Source organism: Psychrobacillus sp. FSL H8-0484, from assembly GCF_038005325.1.
In the GTDB taxonomy this organism is placed as follows: domain Bacteria; phylum Bacillota; class Bacilli; order Bacillales_A; family Planococcaceae; genus Psychrobacillus.
On the sequence record NZ_JBBOSZ010000001.1, the window covers coordinates 3,030,230 to 3,049,334 of the forward strand.

10 protein-coding genes, 2 rRNA genes and 1 pseudogene are annotated in these 19,105 nt (G+C 39.7%); 4 read left to right on the forward strand and 9 right to left on the reverse strand.

The features are described from left to right. Positions 1–88: 88 nt before the first annotated feature. Positions 89–3,017 (reverse strand): 23S ribosomal RNA (locus MHH81_RS14820). Positions 3,018–3,252: 235 nt separating this feature from the next. Next, positions 3,253–4,806 (reverse strand): 16S ribosomal RNA (locus tag MHH81_RS14825). Together the 16S and 23S rRNA genes form the textbook arrangement of a ribosomal RNA operon. 627 nt (positions 4,807–5,433) lie before the next feature. Here MHH81_RS14825 and MHH81_RS14830 point away from each other — a divergent pair. Beyond that, positions 5,434–6,153: an MgtC/SapB family protein gene (locus tag MHH81_RS14830; protein WP_340922505.1), complete on the forward strand. Its 720-nt coding sequence runs from the start codon at positions 5,434–5,436 to the stop codon at positions 6,151–6,153. 16 nt (positions 6,154–6,169) lie between these two features. After that, entirely contained in the window at positions 6,170–7,159 is a 990-nt protein-coding gene (locus tag MHH81_RS14835) for a cation diffusion facilitator family transporter (RefSeq protein WP_340922507.1), read from the forward strand. 24 nt (positions 7,160–7,183) lie between these two features. Here MHH81_RS14835 and MHH81_RS14840 read toward each other — a convergent pair whose 3' ends face one another. The 4 genes from MHH81_RS14840 to pruA form a co-directional block, all read right to left on the reverse strand. Next, on the reverse strand, positions 7,184–8,347 hold the full coding sequence (locus tag MHH81_RS14840; RefSeq protein WP_340922509.1) for an iron-containing alcohol dehydrogenase: 1,164 nt from the start codon (positions 8,345–8,347) through the stop codon (positions 7,184–7,186). 86 nt (positions 8,348–8,433) lie between these two features. Next, positions 8,434–9,678 carry a Glu/Leu/Phe/Val family dehydrogenase gene (locus MHH81_RS14845; RefSeq protein ID WP_340922511.1) on the reverse strand — a complete coding sequence of 415 codons (1,245 nt, stop codon included), beginning with the start codon at positions 9,676–9,678 and terminating at the stop codon, positions 8,434–8,436. 83 nt (positions 9,679–9,761) lie between these two features. After that, entirely contained in the window at positions 9,762–10,955 is a 1,194-nt protein-coding gene (locus MHH81_RS14850; RefSeq protein WP_340922513.1) for an ornithine--oxo-acid transaminase, read from the reverse strand. A 69-nt stretch (positions 10,956–11,024) separates the two neighbouring features. Next, entirely contained in the window at positions 11,025–12,569 is a 1,545-nt protein-coding gene (pruA, locus tag MHH81_RS14855) for an L-glutamate gamma-semialdehyde dehydrogenase (protein WP_340922515.1), read from the reverse strand. A gap of 135 nt (positions 12,570–12,704) precedes the next feature. Here pruA and MHH81_RS14860 point away from each other — a divergent pair, with 135 nt between their 5' ends. Continuing rightward, positions 12,705–14,009, forward strand: coding sequence for a sigma 54-interacting transcriptional regulator (locus MHH81_RS14860; RefSeq protein WP_340922517.1), 1,305 nt, complete (start codon positions 12,705–12,707; stop codon positions 14,007–14,009). Positions 14,010–14,310: 301 nt separating this feature from the next. Here the strand turns inward: MHH81_RS14860 and yugI are convergent, their stop codons facing one another. From yugI to MHH81_RS14875, 3 genes are all read right to left on the reverse strand, one after another. Next, positions 14,311–14,685, reverse strand: coding sequence for a S1 domain-containing post-transcriptional regulator GSP13 (yugI, locus tag MHH81_RS14865; protein WP_340922519.1), 375 nt, complete (start codon positions 14,683–14,685; stop codon positions 14,311–14,313). Positions 14,686–14,761: 76 nt separating this feature from the next. After that, positions 14,762–16,918: a hypothetical protein gene (locus tag MHH81_RS14870; protein ID WP_340922521.1), complete on the reverse strand. Its 2,157-nt coding sequence runs from the start codon at positions 16,916–16,918 to the stop codon at positions 14,762–14,764. Further along, positions 16,908–17,465 (reverse strand): RNA polymerase sigma factor, encoded by a 558-nt coding sequence (locus MHH81_RS14875; protein ID WP_340922523.1) that lies wholly within the window; start codon positions 17,463–17,465, stop codon positions 16,908–16,910. Before MHH81_RS14875 ends, MHH81_RS14870 begins: the two co-directional genes overlap by 11 nt. A gap of 272 nt (positions 17,466–17,737) precedes the next feature. Between MHH81_RS14875 and MHH81_RS14880 the strand changes: the two are divergent. Next, a pseudogene (locus tag MHH81_RS14880) lies at positions 17,738–19,074 on the forward strand (sodium-dependent transporter). Positions 19,075–19,105 lie beyond the last annotated feature (31 nt).

Here is a 19,105-nt window from a genome sequence, read left to right on the forward strand (position 1 = left end):
AACTGTGTAGAAAATTACAAGTATTTTTTTAAAATAAAATTATTCTTTCAAAACTGGATAAAAGACATTGAATTCTGTAAATTCTAATTTGGTTAAGTCCTCGATCGATTAGTATTCGTCAGCTGCACGTGTCGCCACGCTTCCACCCCGAACCTATCTACCTCATCGTCTTTGAGGGATCTTACTTACTTGCGTAATGGGAAATCTCATCTTGAGGGGGGCTTCGTGCTTAGATGCTTTCAGCACTTATCCCGTCCACACATAGCTACCCAGCGATGCTCTTGGCAGAACAACTGGTACACCAGCGGTGTGTCCATCCCGGTCCTCTCGTACTAAGGACAGCTCCTCTCAAATTTCCTACGCCCACGACGGATAGGGACCGAACTGTCTCACGACGTTCTGAACCCAGCTCGCGTACCGCTTTAATGGGCGAACAGCCCAACCCTTGGGACCGACTACAGCCCCAGGATGCGATGAGCCGACATCGAGGTGCCAAACCTCCCCGTCGATGTGGACTCTTGGGGGAGATAAGCCTGTTATCCCCGGGGTAGCTTTTATCCGTTGAGCGATGGCCCTTCCATGCGGAACCACCGGATCACTAAGCCCGTCTTTCGACCCTGCTCGACTTGTAGGTCTCGCAGTCAAGCTCCCTTCTGCCTTTACACTCTTCGAATGATTTCCAACCATTCTGAGGGAACCTTTGGGCGCCTCCGTTACACTTTAGGAGGCGACCGCCCCAGTCAAACTACCCGCCTGACACTGTCTCCTACCCGGGTTACGGGTATGGGTTAGAATTTCAATACAACCAGGGCAGTATCCCACCGACGCCTCCTCCGAAGCTGGCGCTCCGGGCTCTAAGGCTCCTGCCTATCCTGTACAAGTTGCACCAAAATTCAATATCAAGCTATAGTAAAGCTCCACGGGGTCTTTCCGTCCTGTCGCGGGTAACCTGCATCTTCACAGGTACTATAATTTCACCGAGTCTCTCGTTGAGACAGTGCCCAGATCGTTACGCCTTTCGTGCGGGTCGGAACTTACCCGACAAGGAATTTCGCTACCTTAGGACCGTTATAGTTACGGCCGCCGTTTACTGGGGCTTCAATTCGCACCTTCGCTTGCGCTAAGCACTCCTCTTAACCTTCCAGCACCGGGCAGGCGTCAGCCCCTATACTTCACCTTACGGTTTTGCAGAGACCTGTGTTTTTGCTAAACAGTCGCCTGGGCCTATTCACTGCGGCTCTTCTAGGCTATTCACCCAAAAGAGCACCCCTTCTCCCGAAGTTACGGGGTCATTTTGCCGAGTTCCTTAACGAGAGTTCTCTCGCTCACCTTAGGATTCTCTCCTCGACTACCTGTGTCGGTTTGCGGTACGGGCACCTATCACCTCGCTAGAGGCTTTTCTTGGCAGTGTGAAATCAGGAACTTCGGACTAAGTCCTCGCCATCACAGCTCAATGTTATAGAATGCGGATTTTCCTACATTCACACCTTACTGCTTGGACGTGCATAACCAACAGCACGCTTACCCTATCCTTCTGCGTCCCCCCATTACTCAAACGGTGGTTTGGTGGTACAGGAATATCAACCTGTTGTCCATCGTCTACGCCTATCGGCCTCGACTTAGGTCCCGACTAACCCTGAGCGGACGAGCCTTCCTCAGGAAACCTTAGTCATACGGTGGACGGGATTCTCACCCGTCTTTCGCTACTCATACCGGCATTCTCACTTCTAAGCGCTCCACCAGTCCTTCCGGTCTGACTTCAACGCCCTTAGAACGCTCTCCTACCACTGATACCAAAGGTATCAATCCACAGCTTCGGTGATTTGTTTAGCCCCGATACATTTTCGGCGCAGCGTCACTCGACCAGTGAGCTATTACGCACTCTTTAAATGATGGCTGCTTCTAAGCCAACATCCTGGTTGTCTAAGCAACGCCACATCCTTTTCCACTTAACAAATACTTTGGGACCTTAGCTGGTGGTCTGGGCTGTTTCCCTCTTGACTACGGATCTTATCACTCGCAGTCTGACTCCCAAACATAAATCATTGGCATTCGGAGTTTGTCTGAATTCGGTAACCCGGGATGGGCCCCTAGTCCAAACAGTGCTCTACCTCCAAGATTCTTAACGTTTGAGGCTAGCCCTAAAGCTATTTCGGAGAGAACCAGCTATCTCCAGGTTCGATTGGAATTTCTCCGCTACCCACACCTCATCCCCGCACTTTTCAACGTGCGTGGGTTCGGACCTCCAGTAAGTGTTACCTTACCTTCATCCTGGACATGGGTAGATCACCTGGTTTCGGGTCTACGACCACATACTCATTCGCCCTATTCAGACTCGCTTTCGCTGCGGCTCCGTCTTCTCAACTTAACCTTGCATGTAATCGTAACTCGCCGGTTCATTCTACAAAAGGCACGCTATCACCCATTAACGGGCTCTAACTACTTGTAGGCACACGGTTTCAGGATCTATTTCACTCCCCTTCCGGGGTGCTTTTCACCTTTCCCTCACGGTACTGGTTCACTATCGGTCACTAGGTAGTATTTAGCCTTGGGAGATGGTCCTCCCAGATTCCGACGGAATTTCACGTGTTCCGCCGTACTCAGGATACACTCAAGAGAGAATGAACTTTTGACTACGGGGCTTTTACCCTATCCTGCGGACCTTTCCAGATCGCTTCGTCTAGCTCATTCCTTTGTAACTCTATGTAGAGTGTCCTACAACCCCAAGAGGCAAGCCTCTTGGTTTGGGCTATTCCCGTTTCGCTCGCCGCTACTCAGGGAATCGATTTTTCTTTCTCTTCCTCCAGGTACTTAGATGTTTCAGTTCCCTGGGTGTGCCACAGATACGCTATGTATTCACGTAAATGTACTGCTCCATTACGAACAGTGGGTTTCCCCATTCGGAAATCTCCGGATCAAAGCTCACTTACAGCTCCCCGAAGCATATCGGTGTTAGTGCCGTCCTTCTTCGGCTCCTAGTGCCAAGGCATTCACCGTGCGCCCTTATTAACTTAACCTAATATGGCTTCCAATTACTTGGAGTCCATTCAAAATTAGTAGTTAAAAGTACTACACAATCTATAATCACCGAAGTGATTATAAATCGAATTTCTTGAATTTATTTCTTTCAATGTCGTTTTATCCAGTTTTCAAAGAACAAGTTTTCAAATGCTCATAAAAATGAACATTCAAAACTGAACTGCAAAACGTTAAGATACAGATAAAGATCTGTATTCCGTAATATATCCTTAGAAAGGAGGTGATCCAGCCGCACCTTCCGATACGGCTACCTTGTTACGACTTCACCCCAATCATCTGTCCCACCTTCGGCGGCTGGCTCCCGTAAGGGTTACCCCACCGACTTCGGGTGTTACAAACTCTCGTGGTGTGACGGGCGGTGTGTACAAGGCCCGGGAACGTATTCACCGTGGCATGCTGATCCACGATTACTAGCGATTCCGGCTTCATGTAGGCGAGTTGCAGCCTACAATCCGAACTGAGAACGGTTTTATGGGATTAGCTCACCCTCGCGGGGTTGCGACCCTCTGTACCGTCCATTGTAGCACGTGTGTAGCCCAGGTCATAAGGGGCATGATGATTTGACGTCATCCCCACCTTCCTCCGGTTTATCACCGGCAGTCACCTTAGAGTGCCCAACTAAATGCTGGCAACTAAGATCAAGGGTTGCGCTCGTTGCGGGACTTAACCCAACATCTCACGACACGAGCTGACGACAACCATGCACCACCTGTCACCGCTGTCCCCGAAGGGAAAGATCTATCTCTAGAACGGTCAGCGGGATGTCAAGACCTGGTAAGGTTCTTCGCGTTGCTTCGAATTAAACCACATGCTCCACCGCTTGTGCGGGCCCCCGTCAATTCCTTTGAGTTTCAGTCTTGCGACCGTACTCCCCAGGCGGAGTGCTTAATGCGTTAGCTGCAGCACTAAGGGGCGGAAACCCCCTAACACTTAGCACTCATCGTTTACGGCGTGGACTACCAGGGTATCTAATCCTGTTTGCTCCCCACGCTTTCGCGCCTCAGCGTCAGTTACAGACCAGAAAGCCGCCTTCGCCACTGGTGTTCCTCCAAATCTCTACGCATTTCACCGCTACACTTGGAATTCCGCTTTCCTCTTCTGTACTCAAGTCCCCCAGTTTCCAATGACCTTCCACGGTTGAGCCGTGGGATTTCACATCAGACTTAAAGGACCGCCTGCGCGCGCTTTACGCCCAATAATTCCGGACAACGCTTGCCACCTACGTATTACCGCGGCTGCTGGCACGTAGTTAGCCGTGGCTTTCTAATAAGGTACCGTCAAGGTACGAGCAGTTACTCTCGTACTTGTTCTTCCCTTACAACAGAGTTTTACGATCCGAAAACCTTCTTCACTCACGCGGCATTGCTCCATCAGACTTTCGTCCATTGTGGAAGATTCCCTACTGCTGCCTCCCGTAGGAGTCTGGGCCGTGTCTCAGTCCCAGTGTGGCCGATCACCCTCTCAGGTCGGCTACGCATCGTCGCCTTGGTAGGCCGTTACCCTACCAACTAGCTAATGCGCCGCGGGCCCATCCTGTAGTGACAGCCGAAACCGTCTTTTAACATTTCCACATGTGAGGAAATGGATTATTTGGTATTAGCCCCGGTTTCCCGGAGTTATCCCAATCTACAGGGCAGGTTGCCCACGTGTTACTCACCCGTCCGCCGCTAAATCAGAAGAAGCAAGCTTCTTCGTCATTCGCTCGACTTGCATGTATTAGGCATGCCGCCAGCGTTCGTCCTGAGCCAGGATCAAACTCTCCATAATAGAGAACTTAAAAAGCTCATTTGTTTTGCTGGCATCATCATTAAATGATGTCAAAAATTGTTTTGTTTTTGGACTAACTGGAGTTAGTCTTTCAAACTATATTTCTTAACGTTTTGCATGTTCAGTTTTCAATGTTCATGTTGTTGTCTCGTTTTGACGACTTTATTAGTATAACTTCTTTCGAATGTGATGTCAAACATTTTTTTAAAGTTTTTAAATTTGTTTAACTCTCGTTCCGAAGGACAAGTATTAATATACATGTTTATAAAATAAAAAGCAACCCTTTTTTATTAAAAAGGTATATTTAATTCATTAATAGCTCTATTTCCTATTAATACATATACTTAAATGGAAATTTGATTTCTTATAAACACTTTTCTTCCTTATTCATTTGATTACATTACCACTTCAATCAAACTTCCACTAATGAACATTACACTCTCCTCGTACAGCTTTTAGCTTTTCTACTAAACTAAGTACTTTATTAATATAGATTATAAAATATACGTTCAATGAAACACCCTTTTCTAATGAGGTAAGTGATACATCTTTTAAAAGGGTATGTAAGAATAAGAATTCGATTTTCACATATTGTTATATATCGCAAGTGAAGAGGAGGTATACATCATGGATTGGTTTGCCAATTTAAACGGAAGTACAGAAATCATATTTAAATTATCTTTTGCAGCAGTATTAAGTTTAATAATAGGTATAGAGAGGGAACTAAAGAAGAAACCGATTGGATTAAAGACAAGTATAGTTATCGCTACTTTTAGCTGTTTGTTAACATACATATCTATAGAATCAGCATACAAAGCCCATGGACATGAAGGTGTTAACATTACAATGGATCCACTACGCTTAGCTGCTCAAATTGTAAGTGGTATAGGTTTTCTTGGTGCTGGCGTTATTTTGCGTAAAGGAAACGATAGCATTAGCGGCTTGACAACCGCTGCCATGATTTGGGGAGCTGGTGGGATTGGAATTGCAATTGGAGCAGGTTTTTATTTAGAAGCTACTTTAAGCGTTTTTATTGTTTTAATTGGTATTGAGGTTCTTCCTCCGCTTTTAGCTAAAATTGGACCAAAAAGACTGAGATCCAAGGAATTATCATTAAAAGTGGTCGTTTCAAATACAGACAGTATTACTAAAATGTATGAGTATTTAAAAGCTAATGGCTTCTATATAGAAAGTATTCGGATTAAAGATATCATTTTAGACAATAATATTGTTAAGCATGAGATTTATATTCGATTATCTATACTTACCCAAAAAAATACTGTTGAATTTTATCACTCCATCATAAATCTGGAGTTCATCGAAACTGTAGAAGTAGAATCTATTTAACAAAAGGAGCTAACATATGGGAGAATTTTTTAGACTGTTAAAAGGAGGAAACAAACCTTCCTTAATTGCAGCAATAGTTAACACAATTATAGCTGCTTTAAAAGGTGGAGCATTTTTTCTCACAGGTAATGTAGCTATGTTTGCAGAAATGATGCACTCAATTGGAGATGCAGCTAACCAGTTTTTTGTGTTTATCGGCTCGGCATTATCCAAAAAAGCACCTACGCCCAAATTTCCAAACGGTTTTGGAAGACTAGTGAATCTCGTTTGTTTAGGAGCCGTTATTTTGGTTGGTATCCTTTCATATGAGACGATTAAAGAAGGTTGGCACCACATCCAACATCCAGCAGAATCAACAGGTGTCGCTATCTCACTTATCGTTTTAGGAATTGGTATCATCTTGGAAACAGTAGTTCTATATAAGGCTGGAAAAGAAATCTTACACGATGTTGGTGTTAAAGGAACATCATTCCTTTCTCCGCTTACAACTAGTATCGCTCATTTGAAACGTGCTAAACCTGCTACAAAACTTGTATTTATGGAAGATTTAGTCGCTACATCTGGTGGTGTACTGGCATTCGTGGCGGTACTGATTTCTCATTTTACAGGATTTTTACAAGCAGAGGGTATTGCTTCAATAATGATTGGACTTATGATGTTCTATGTTGTAGGAAAAGTTTTCTTAGATAATGCACGAGGCGCATTAGGTGAAACAGATGAGCAAATGCTTGTTCATATAGCACTTATCGTTTCAGAAAACGAACAGGTAAAAGATATTCAAGAATTAGAAGTAATAAAAGAAGGAGAATTTTTGCACGTGAAGTTAGTTGCAGAAATCGATCCGACCCTTACCTTTGCACAACTAGACGACATCCGTGATGTATTAAAAGACCTTATTTTAAGTCAACAGGGCGTTACAGATGTAATCATCTCATTTGATGAAGATGATGGCGTTCAAGACTGGACCCATAAGGATGCTCGAACTGTATTAAAAACACATGACTGATTTCCAGTCATGTGTTTTTCTTTTTTATAAACATGCAGTTAATATTTGTTTCGTGTCTTCTGCATTTAATTGATTAAAGTTACCGAAATTTCCACGTGCCATCGCTTTTTCAACCATTAGGTCAATTTTAGAACCATCAATATGGTAATCCGCTAAATTTGTTGGGGCGTCTAATGAAGCCCAAAACTCTGCTAAGCGGTCAATACCTTCTAGTGCAACTTCTTCTACAGACTTTCCTGTAGGATTCACATGAAATACGTTTGTTGCTAACTTCGCAAATCGTTCTGGATTTACTTTCAAATTATAGCGCATCCATCTTGGAAAAATGATAGCCAAGCCTCCTGCGTGAGGAATATCGTACACTGCTGATACTGCATGTTCTATATTATGGCTTGCCCAGTCACCGTTATATCCCATTTGTAAGAATCCGTTTAATCCCATAGTTCCAGCGAATAAGATTGTTTCACGAAGCTCATAGTTCCCTAAGTCCCTTATAAGTTTTGGAGCAGTATCAATAACAGCACGAAGAACGCCCTCTATCATCTCGTCTTGAACAGGTGTATTTGTTGCATTGTGATAATATTGTTCAAACATATGAGACATCATATCCACAATACCATAAACTGTTTGATCCAGTGGTACTGTAAAAGTATTTACTGGATCTAATATTGAAAATTTCGGGAAGTTAAAAGGACTACCCCATCCGTACTTTTCTTGCGTTTCTTCATTCGTAATAACAGAGCCTGCATTCATCTCAGAGCCTGTAGCAGCTAAGGTTAAAATGGTACCGAATGGAAGTGCATCTTTCGGAAATGCTTTTTGTGTTACAAGATCCCATGGATCACCGTCATACTTCGCTGCTGTTACAATTAGTTTTGTACAATCAATAACAGAACCGCCACCAACCGCTAAGACAACATCAATTCCTTCTTTTTTACAAATCTCTGCTCCACGTTTTGCGGTAGAAAGTCTTGGATTTGGTTCAACACCAGCTAACTCAAAGACTTTGAAATCAGCCTGCTTTAAACTATTCATGACTTGATCGTATAAGCCATTTTTTTTAATACTTCCCCCGCCATACACGACAAGTACTTTTTTTCCGTATAAAGAAAGCTCATCCGATAGCTTATCTATTTGTCCCTTACCAAAAATTAATTTTACTGGATTATAAAATGAAAATGCATTCATCGAAACTCCTCCTCTAACCTACTTTATTAATCATAAAAAAACCGCTTGAAAAATTCAAGCGGTTCACATTATTGTTTATCTATTGATTATACCCAACCACGGAAACGTGATGCTTCTGCAGTTTTACGTACACCAACCATATATGCTGCTAAACGCATATCAATATTGCGTGTAGTAGCTACATCATAAATATTTTCAAAAGCTTCTACCATTTTTTTATTTAGTTTTTCATCTACTTCTTCTTCTGACCAATAATAACCTTGGTTATTTTGAACCCATTCAAAGTAAGAAACTGTTACTCCACCTGCACTAGCTAATACGTCCGGTACTAACAAAATACCTCTGTCGTAAAGTATTTTCGTAGCTTCAGTAGTTGTCGGACCATTTGCAGCTTCTACCACAATATTAGCTTTAATGTTATGAGCATTTTCAGCAGTAATTTGATTTTCAATTGCAGCAGGAACTAAAATATCACAATCTAACTCTAATAATTCTTCGTTAGAAATTGTATTTTCAAATAGAGTTGTTACAGTACCAAAACTATCACGACGATCTAATAAATAATCGATATCTAAACCATTAGGATCATGTAACGCTCCGTATGCATCAGAAATACCAATAACTTTTGCACCTTGATCACTTAAGAATTTCGCAAGGAAGCTTCCTGCGTTACCGAAACCTTGAATAACTACACGAGCACCAGTCATATCAATACCACGTTTTTTAGCAGCTTCGTTAATAATAATTGTAACACCTTGTGCAGTTGCTCGGTCACGACCTTGTGATCCACCAAGAACTAAAGGTTTTCCTGTGATAAATCCTGGAGAGTTAAATTGGTCCATACGACTATATTCATCCATCATCCAAGCCATAATTTGTGCGTTAGTAAATACGTCAGGAGCTGGAATATCTTTTGCTGGTCCAACGATTTGTCCAACTGCACGAACATATCCGCGACTTAAGCGTTCGATTTCTCCCATAGACATTTCACGTGGGTCACAAACTACCCCACCTTTACCTCCACCATAAGGAAGATCTACGATTCCTGCTTTTAAAGTCATCCACATAGAAAGTGCTTTCATTTCTTCTGGAGTAACTCCAGGATGAAAACGAACTCCACCTTTAGTAGGACCTACTGCATCGTTATGTTGTGAACGATAACCAGTAAATACTTTTACTGTATTATCATCCATTCTAACTGGAATTCTAACTTCTAACATACGAAGTGGTTCTTTTAGTAATTCGAACATCGCTTCATCGTAGCCTAGTTTTTGCAAAGCCTCTTTAATTACAGCCTGAGTTGATGTGAACAGGTTTAAATTTTCAGCCATTTGATTATTTCGCCTCTTTAATTCATAATGTTTTTCTTCGGAACAATTGTAACACAAATTAGTAGATGTTTGTCTATCAATTATTATTTATTAAAAACTTGTTTGATTTTCTCGATAGCCCAATCTAACTCTTCTTTAGAAATAATTAGTGGTGGAGCAAAACGGATTACTGTATCATGTGTTTCTTTACATAATAATCCTAATCCTTTTAATGCTTCACAGTAAGGACGTGCTTCTTCTGTTAATTCCATTCCGATAAATAAACCGCGTCCACGAACCTCTTTGATAGAAGGATGTTGAATTTCTTTTAATGCATTTGCAAAATATTCTCCTAGTTCTAGAGAACGATCTGCTAACTTTTCGTCAATTAAAACATCAAGAGCTGCTAAAGATACAGCACATGCCATTGGATTACCACCAAAAGTAGAACCATGTGAACCTGGATTAAATACGCTTAATACATCACGGTTAGCAACGATACAAGAAATTGGGAATACCCCGCCTCCAAGTGCTTTACCTAGAATGTACATATCTGGTTCAACTTCTTCCCACTCACACGCAAACATTTTACCAGTACGGCAAAGTCCTGCTTGAATTTCATCGGCAATGAACAATACATTGTTTTCGCGACATAATTCAAGTGCAGCTTTCATGAATCCTGCAGGAGGAATGATGATACCAGCTTCTCCTTGAATTGGTTCAATTAAGAAAGCAGCTGTATTTGGAGTAATCGCAGCTTTAAGCGCTTCTAGATCACCATAAGGAATTAATTTGATACCTGGAAGCATTGGTCCGAATCCACGTTTGTATTCAGGGTCTGATGATAGAGATACTGCACCCATTGTGCGGCCATGGAAGTTCCCATTACATGCAATCACTTCTGCTTGATCTGCTTCCACACCTTTTACATCATATGCCCAACGACGAGCAGCTTTGAAAGCAGTCTCAACAGCTTCAGCACCTGTATTCATTGGTAATACCATTTCTTTACCAGTTAACTCACTAACTTTTTCGTACCAAGGACCTAATTGGTCATTATGGAATGCACGAGAAGTTAAAGTAACTCGATCTGCTTGATCTTTCAATGCTTGAATAATTTTTGGATGACGATGCCCTTGGTTTACTGCAGAATACGCAGAAAGCATATCCATAAATTTATTGCCTTCAGGATCTTTTACCCAAACGCCTTCCGCTTCTGAAACAACGATTGGAAGTGGATTATAGTTATTAGCACCAAATTTCTCAGTTTGCTCAATCATTTTTTGTGAAATAGTCATGGATACATACTCCTTTGTTTTTAAAGGGTAGGTAGACACATCAATGTGATGGGTCTACCTCCGTAAATATTAAAGCATTTCAGAAGTTGTTTTTGCTTGCATATGAAGTCCGATATAGTCTGGACCACCTGCTTTTGAATCTGTACCTGACATATTGAATCCACCGAATGGTTGGTATCCAACAATTGCACCAGTACATCCACGGTTAAAGTAAAGGTTACCTACGTGGAAGTCTTCACGAGCTTTTTCTAAATTCATGCGGTTATTAGTAATAACAGCACCAGTTAAGCCGTATTCAGTGTTGTTAGCAATTTCGATTGCTTCGTCGAAATCTTTAGCTTTTGTAATACCTACAACTGGACCAAAGATTTCTTCTTGCATAATACGTGCTGTTGGAGATAGGTCAGCAATTACTGTTGGTTGAATGAAGAAACCTTTTGAATCATCACCAGTACCACCTGTAACAAGGCGACCTTCTCCTTTACCGATTTCGATATAGCTCATAATTTTTTTGAAAGAAGCACCATCGATAACTGGACCAACAAAATGCTCATCATTATCAGGAACACCAACTGTTAAAGCGTTAGTTAACTCTTCTACACGATTTACTACTTGATCATATACATCTTCAACGATTACAGCGCGTGAACAAGCAGAACATTTTTGTCCACTAAATCCAAATGCTGATTTCACGATAGATTGAGCAGCTAATTCTAAATCTGCTTCTTTATCTACAACGATTGTATCTTTACCGCCCATTTCTAAAATAGAGCGTTTAATCCAAATTTGACCATCTGATAATCTTGAAGATTTTTCAACGATTCCTAAACCAACATCACGAGAACCTGTAAAGCTGATTAAACGAGTGCGTGGATGCTCAACTAGATAGTCACCAATTTCAGCACCTGAACCAGGAATGAAGTTAACAACACCTGCTGGCATTCCAGCTTCTTCTAATACTTCAATAAATTTATACGCAACAACTGGAGTTGTTGAAGCAGGTTTAAGTAATACTGTATTACCAGTTACCATTGCCGCAACAGTCGTACCAGCCATAATTGCAAACGGGAAGTTCCATGGAGAAATAACAACTGCTACTCCTAGTGGAATATAGTCATAACGATTGTATTCGCCTGGACGGCTTTCCACTGGTTGACCATCTTTCAAACGAAGCATTTGACGACCATAATATTCAAGGAAATCGATCGCTTCAGCAGCTTCTACATCCGCCTCAACCCAAGTTTTACCTGCTTCTTTAGATAATAATGCAGAGAATTCAAATTTACGACGACGCATAATTGCTGCAGCTTTGAAAAGAACGTCAGCACGCACTTCTGGTTTAACTTTTTTCCAAGTGCTAAAAGTTTCATCTGCAATATCCATTGCTTTTGCAGCAATTTCTTTTGAAGCTTTAGATACAGAACCTACAACTTGCTCTTTGTTTGCTGGATTATAAGAAACAATTTTGCTTTCTGTTGTAATTCTTTCTCCACCAACGATTAATGGATACTCATCACCTAAGTATGCTTCTACTACTTTATAGCCTTCTTTAATTGCTTTTTTATTTTCTTCTTTCGAAAAGTCTGTGAATGCTTCATGTTTATAAGGTATCATGTAAATCCTCCTTTAATTGTTAGAGCAAAAAAAATTTGCGCTTTTAATTCAATTACATATATAATAATGCAAAAGATTATTGCGTTAATCAAGTAAAATATTCTAAAATCACAATTTTTTTTCGAGGTGAGCCAAATGACTAACACTATGGATAATCTTCTTCCTTTTTATAAATTTGCAACAGAGCAAGTGACTGTAGGGATCCACGCCGTCGACATCTTGGGTAAAACAATCATTTATAATGAAAAAATGAAAGAAATTGAAGGACTAAATTCTGTAGACGTGGTCGACCGTTCCATTCTGGAGGTTTTTCAATTTGAGCAACAAGAAAGTACATTACTCAAAGTGTTGCATAGTGGCAAGCCAGTATTAAGTGTTAAACAAACCTATTGGAATCGAAATGGACAAGAAATTACTACGATTAATGATACATACCCCGTTTTTGAACAAGGTAACCTGATTGGTGCGATTGAGTTCTCCCGAGATATCACCACATTAGAAAGACTTATTTTTCAACCTTTAAAAAGGAACAGCGAAGCGATAACACTCTCCACGATTGCCGCAGAATCTCAATTAATGAAGGAAGTAAAAGAACGTTCGCTGAAAGCTGCCCATGTTCGAATGCCCGTCCTTTTAATAGGAGAAGCTGGTACTGGGAAGGATTTAATTGCAGAAGCTATTCACAATCAACTTTCTCCGACAAATGAACAATTTATTAACCTTCCTTGCCATAGTTCAGATGATCACTTTATTAATAAATTTGAACAAGAACTTTTACATCTATCTAACTGCACTATATTCTGTGAAAGAATCGACTTATTATCCATTGACTTACAAAATAAGCTTTTACAAATCCTAATGGAAAATAGAGATCAAAATCTATATATCGCAAGTATAGGACAGGACCCAATCGATTTAGTTTATCAAAATCAATTAAGTAAAGAGCTGTACTATTATTTTGCAACTATTACGATTAATATTCCGCCACTTAGGTACAGAACGGATGATATTTTACCTATCATACATGATTATTTTCATCGTTATTTAAATCGTTATGGTTCGACCATTCAAGAGGTTGAAGATGAAGTAATCCAAGCGTTCTTAACCTATGAATGGCCAGGGAATTTAAAAGAACTAGAGCTACTTTTAGATGAGATCAGCTCTATGATCACAACGGAAAGTATTTTAAAATTTGATATGCTCCCTCTACACTTTAAATTGAAGGTTCAGGATTTTAATGAAACCTCTAAAAAAGCAGAGGATTTTGTTATCTCCCCCGATAAAGAATTACTTCCTTTGGATGAATATCTAAGAGAAGCGGAATTTTATTATTTACAAAAAGCAATGGAAAAATACGATAGCAATATTACAAAGGCTGCGGAAGCTTTGGGGATGAGTCGCCAAAATTTACAATATCGCTTACGGAAAATGAAAAAGTAATGGAGGAAATTGGTGAATTATAGGGAAGCGTTTTAACACAAAGCTCTGTTAAACGATCATGTTGTTACCTCTTGAAAAACCGCTCGCTTTCCGCGGACAACTGCCAAGCCTCCTCGGACATAGGATGTTGGTCACAACCCTTTCTGCGTCGAAAGCCGAAACCGACATACGCAAATCCGTTTCCACATGGATGTAGCGATTTTAGGATTTATTCCTAAACGTTTTCTTCTAAAACAACTACAAAAAAAAGGAAGGTTCTAATATTGTTAGTAAACAATTCTTAGAGCCTTCCCTGCTTCTATTATCGAATGGATTGTTTGATCCAATCTGCTAGTTTTTCTTTTAATGTATTAAATCCTTCGTCATCATGTTCATCTACACGATCCTGTAGAGTTTTACGTGGTCTATCCTCTTTTTTAGGAGCAGGTGGTTTTTCTTGCAGTTCACGAATAGACAAGCTTATTTTCCCAGCTCCATCGTCTACTTCCAAAATTTTCACTTCCACTTCCTGACCAATCGTTAAAAATTCACTGACTTCTTTTACATAGCCATACGTTATTTCAGAAATATGCACGAGACCTTGCGTATTTTCATCTAAACTAACGAACGCTCCATAGGGCTGAATGCCAGTAACCCTGCCCGCGATCACATCTCCTACCTTATAATTTTTTGCCATATTACCCGTTCCTACTTTCTTATATACGTTTTAGTCATGTTAAATTATAACATAGTAGAAAGTAAGTGGGCAAAATTCACTGAGTCGGCATGAAGGCAGCCCGCCAACCATTTTCAGTATGGATGAGTTGAAAACCAATCATAAAGTCCTTTCCTTCATCCACCTGATCCGGATGAGTAGTCAAATACGCTACACCTGATCTGTCTTCACTCCCATCCATTACTTCCTTTTCTTCAAATCTAATATGAGTAAACAAATTTCGAACTTCTATTGGAGTTGAGCGGTCAGCGTTTAACAACTCTTCTTTTGGAATTGAATAGTACTTGTCACCCTTAATGTACAACTCATATTGGGTCTCAAAATCCTCCAACTGTTCTGTATAATAGAATAGGCCAACAATTTCACTTGCAGTCGCATCTTTTAAAATTTTTTGGTCATGTGTTTCCGCAAACATTTTATACAAGGTATGCACTCGTTGTATAAAGTCATCATTCACATCAACTTCCGGTTCCTTTGTTTCATCAACACTTACATACTTTGAAATGTTTAAACGCCAAATATCGTCGCCATCAAGTCTAAATGGTATATTAAATTCTATTTTTCCCTCTATTTCTGTACCTAAAATAGTTGTTAATGCTCCATTCTCCTTCTTGGATTGAAATGTATGATAATAAATTTTGTCAGATGAATCATTTATTATACTTCTTATAGCTGGATCTTTTAAGAAAGCCTCTTTATCCCAGCTTAAAATAGCCGCTTCACTTATTAACTCCCACATCATTTCATGGTTGTTTTGCTTGCTCGCATATTCATATAAGAGAGCAATACCTATTGGATCAATGCCATGAAGTACCAGTGGATCAAAGTCCTCGTTAAACTTTTCATACAATTCCCCAAAACCATTATGGTCAATTGAATCTGGGAGATTACTAATTAGTGCTTGTGGCAAAACACTATCCCAATCCAATTTTTTAATCCCAAGCTCACCATTAAGCGCTTGAGTATAATAGGATCTTAGTTGTTCGATATTTAACTCTTTATAGGTTGCGTTATATTTCCATCCATTCGCCTCCATCGATGTAATTAATGGCTTCAAAAAAGTACCTAATGGAGAAATTCCGGATAAATTAGCTAATGACTCCCAAACCATTCGCGCATGTATCTCGACTTCATTGTTTTCGTTAAATACAAAGCTTGATTCCTTTGGAAATAGAAGTTGCTCTGCTAGCTCAAAATAATAATTTTCGAATCTGTGATGTAGGGCTGATGAGATATCCGTATTTAACAAAGTTTTTTCTATATCTCCTAAATAATAACCTAGGGATGATACTGGTTTTTCATTCAATAATGTCATTAAACCATTACTGCCTGGAATTTCATTATAAAGAAGTAAAAAAGAGAACTCATTCTCATTTAAAACAGTTACCAAATCTCTATAATATATAGTCAAATCTGGTCGAATTAGGAACCCGGTCTCTTCATTATTGACTGCCACTTTTAATCCTTGTTTCGGTAATACCTTGACCATCGTTTGTAATTCTTCTGGCATTTCATTTCGTTTGGAAATAAATACGTGTGCACTTGGTTTATCGTTGAATGTTGCTATTTGGAGAGCTTCTTCATTTTCCCAAAGAATTTGCTCATAGTGTGCCATCAAATATTCTGTTTTAGCAATGAAATCATCTACAAAAATCATACTTTCTTTTGAATCCATCTTTTCTTTCTTTTTAACTTCTTCAATCATTTCTGATGGAAGTTTTAATCCTTCTATCGCTTTTTCATAAGCATCTCCTATAAAGAGATCATCATTTTTCCCTTCTAAAGTACCTGGACTTATTTGGGCTGAAAAAATAGAATCCGCATATTGAACAAATCCTAGACTTGAAAACTCCTTCTCCGTCATTTCAAGTTGTTTCTGACGCTTCTGTCTTTCTGTTGCATAATTTTGTACTAACTTTTCTATATCCTGTTCGGTATATTCCGTGTCTTCTGTACTTTTATCGTTAGCACCATGTAGTAAACTTGCACCAAGTATACCAATTATGAAAACACTCGCAATACTAACTGTCCACACTGTCACTCGTTGCCATTTGGTTCCTTTATTTTTCTTTTCAGTAACCTGTGGTTCTTCCTCTATTTTGTTTAATATGTCATCTACATCGATTTGTGATGGTAATCGTTCATAAGATGTTTTCAGTAAATCCAATCGATCTTCGAGTTGTTTATCGTCCATGCTTTGCACCTCCGTTTGTTGAAAGTAGGCTTTTTAGTTGTCCTTTTCCTCGGAGTAATCTTGTTTTAACTGTTGAGATAGGAAGATTTAAGACATCTGCTATTTGTTCGTACGATAAATCGTGAAAATAGAACAGTATAATCGGATGACGATACTTTTCATCTAATGTTTGGATTGTTTGATGTAATTCTCGGTCTTCTTCAAAGATGAGTACTCGGTCTTCTGCAGATTTTGTGAAGTACGTTACAGCTACGTCATTATTTAGCTTTTCTTGTTTTTCTTTCTCTCTTGTTTCTTTCCTGTAATAATCTCTCGTTGTATTTAAAGTTATTTTGTATAACCATGTAGTAAAACGCTCACGCTGAAACTGATGTAAAAATCGAAACAGCTTTACAAATACTTCTTGTGTGACATCTGGAATGTCATTTACACGAACTCCACATTGAAACGCAAATTTCTCAACTGTTCGTTGATGTTTTTCAATAAGCGCCGTGTATGCAGCTTTGTCTCCTTGCTGTGCTTGCTCAATTAGTTCGTATTCGGACATTGCTCCCCCTCACTCTCTCCATATGGGTGATACGAAAGACCGTTCAATTATGTTTCACAATTACTTATACATTTTCTTTTAAACCTCGTGTACAATAGTACAGTCATAAAAAAGTGAAACTTCAATCCGCATGGGTTTATCTCATACGGATTGTTAGTTGAACCATTCGGGCTTTAACGGGCAGATGACCTCCCACATATTATTTTTAGTTTTTCTAAGTCCTGATGTGGGCGTTTTACCGCCCGTTAATGCGGGATAAAAGAGGAATTACTATGACAAAAAGAGATCATTTTGGATCGAAAATCGGATTTATTTTAGCGGCAGCTGGAAGTGCAATTGGCTTAGGTGCTATTTGGAAGTTTCCATATATGGCTGAAACAAACGGTGGTAGCGTATTTGTATTACTTTTCATTTTATGTACACTCCTTATCGGACTACCAATATTATTAGCCGAATTTATTATTGGAAGAAAAGGGCAGGCAGACGCTGTTACGGGATTTAAAAAACTTTCTCCCGGAAAACCTTGGTATTTAATTGGCTGTCTGGTTTTATCTTCTCGTTTATCATACTATCGTTTTATAGTGTCGTTGGAGGATGGATTTTATCCTATTTAGTTCGATCGATTACATTTAGTTTAAATGGTAATAGCGAGACATTCTATGAAGACCTTTTTAATACAGTTATTTCCAACCCATGGGAAGTGCTCCTCGGACAGGGTATTTTTATCTTGTTAACTATTTGTATTGTTTCTGGTGGTATAAAGGGCGGGATTGAAAAAGCAAGTAAATGGATGATGCAATTGTTGCTTATCTTCTTTGTAGTATTAGCGATTCGTTCTTTAACTCTTGAAGGCGCTATAGAAGGGGTTAAATTCTTATTAGTCCCAGATTGGTCTTATTTCACGTGGGAGACAGCATTACTTGCTCTAGGACAAGCATTTTTCTCTTTAAGTGTGGGCGTCTCAGGAATGATCACCTATGCTTCCTACTTACCGAAGGAAACAAATTTAGGTAGCTCAGCACTTAGTGTATCTCTCTTGAATATCGGGATTTCCATTATGGCGGGTCTAGTTATTTTTCCAGCAGTATTCGCTTTAGGTTTTTCACCTGATGCAGGACCAGGATTAGTCTTTATAATTTTACCTGCAGTGTTTGAGCAGATTATTTTCGGTCAGTTTTTCTTAATTTTGTTCTTCATATTACTGTTATTTGCAACACTGACTTCTTCCATTACCATGTTAGAAATTGTTGTATCTATAGGCATTAAATCAAATTATGATCGAAGAAAACGAGCGGCGTGGGTTTATGGATTTTTAATCTTTTTAGTTGGAATCCCAAGTGCCTTATCTTTTGGAGTCCTATCTCACATTCAGATATTAGGAATGTCATTCTTTGACTTTGCAGACTTCTTTACGAGTAGCATTGGATTACCGCTAGGAGCGTTGTTTATATCCCTATTTGCTGGTTTTAAGTTCTCCAAAATGGATCTCTCAAATGAATTAAATTTAAATAATTATTTATTAAATACTTGGCATGTTATTGTGCGGTATGCCGCTCCTATTGCTATTATAATCGTATTTGTGCAGGGCGTTATTAAATTATTTATTTGAAAATTTGCTTTTTCTGACAATACTTTAAACC

What these genes read in the sequence shown, in the direction of transcription:
- MHH81_RS14870 (WP_340922521.1), bottom strand. Translation starts at nt 16,918, where the DNA reads ATGGACGATAAACAACTCGAAGATCGATTGGATTTACTGAAAACATCT.
- MHH81_RS14850 (WP_340922513.1), bottom strand. Translation starts at nt 10,955, where the DNA reads ATGACTATTTCACAAAAAATGATTGAGCAAACTGAGAAATTTGGTGCT.
- yugI (WP_340922519.1), bottom strand. Translation starts at nt 14,685, where the DNA reads ATGGCAAAAAATTATAAGGTAGGAGATGTGATCGCGGGCAGGGTTACT.
- MHH81_RS14845 (WP_340922511.1), bottom strand. Translation starts at nt 9,678, where the DNA reads ATGGCTGAAAATTTAAACCTGTTCACATCAACTCAGGCTGTAATTAAA.
- pruA (WP_340922515.1), bottom strand. Translation starts at nt 12,569, where the DNA reads ATGATACCTTATAAACATGAAGCATTCACAGACTTTTCGAAAGAAGAA.
- MHH81_RS14835 (WP_340922507.1), top strand. Translation starts at nt 6,170, where the DNA reads ATGGGAGAATTTTTTAGACTGTTAAAAGGAGGAAACAAACCTTCCTTA.
- MHH81_RS14840 (WP_340922509.1), bottom strand. Translation starts at nt 8,347, where the DNA reads ATGAATGCATTTTCATTTTATAATCCAGTAAAATTAATTTTTGGTAAG.
- MHH81_RS14875 (WP_340922523.1), bottom strand. Translation starts at nt 17,465, where the DNA reads ATGTCCGAATACGAACTAATTGAGCAAGCACAGCAAGGAGACAAAGCT.
- MHH81_RS14860 (WP_340922517.1), top strand. Translation starts at nt 12,705, where the DNA reads ATGACTAACACTATGGATAATCTTCTTCCTTTTTATAAATTTGCAACA.
- MHH81_RS14830 (WP_340922505.1), top strand. Translation starts at nt 5,434, where the DNA reads ATGGATTGGTTTGCCAATTTAAACGGAAGTACAGAAATCATATTTAAA.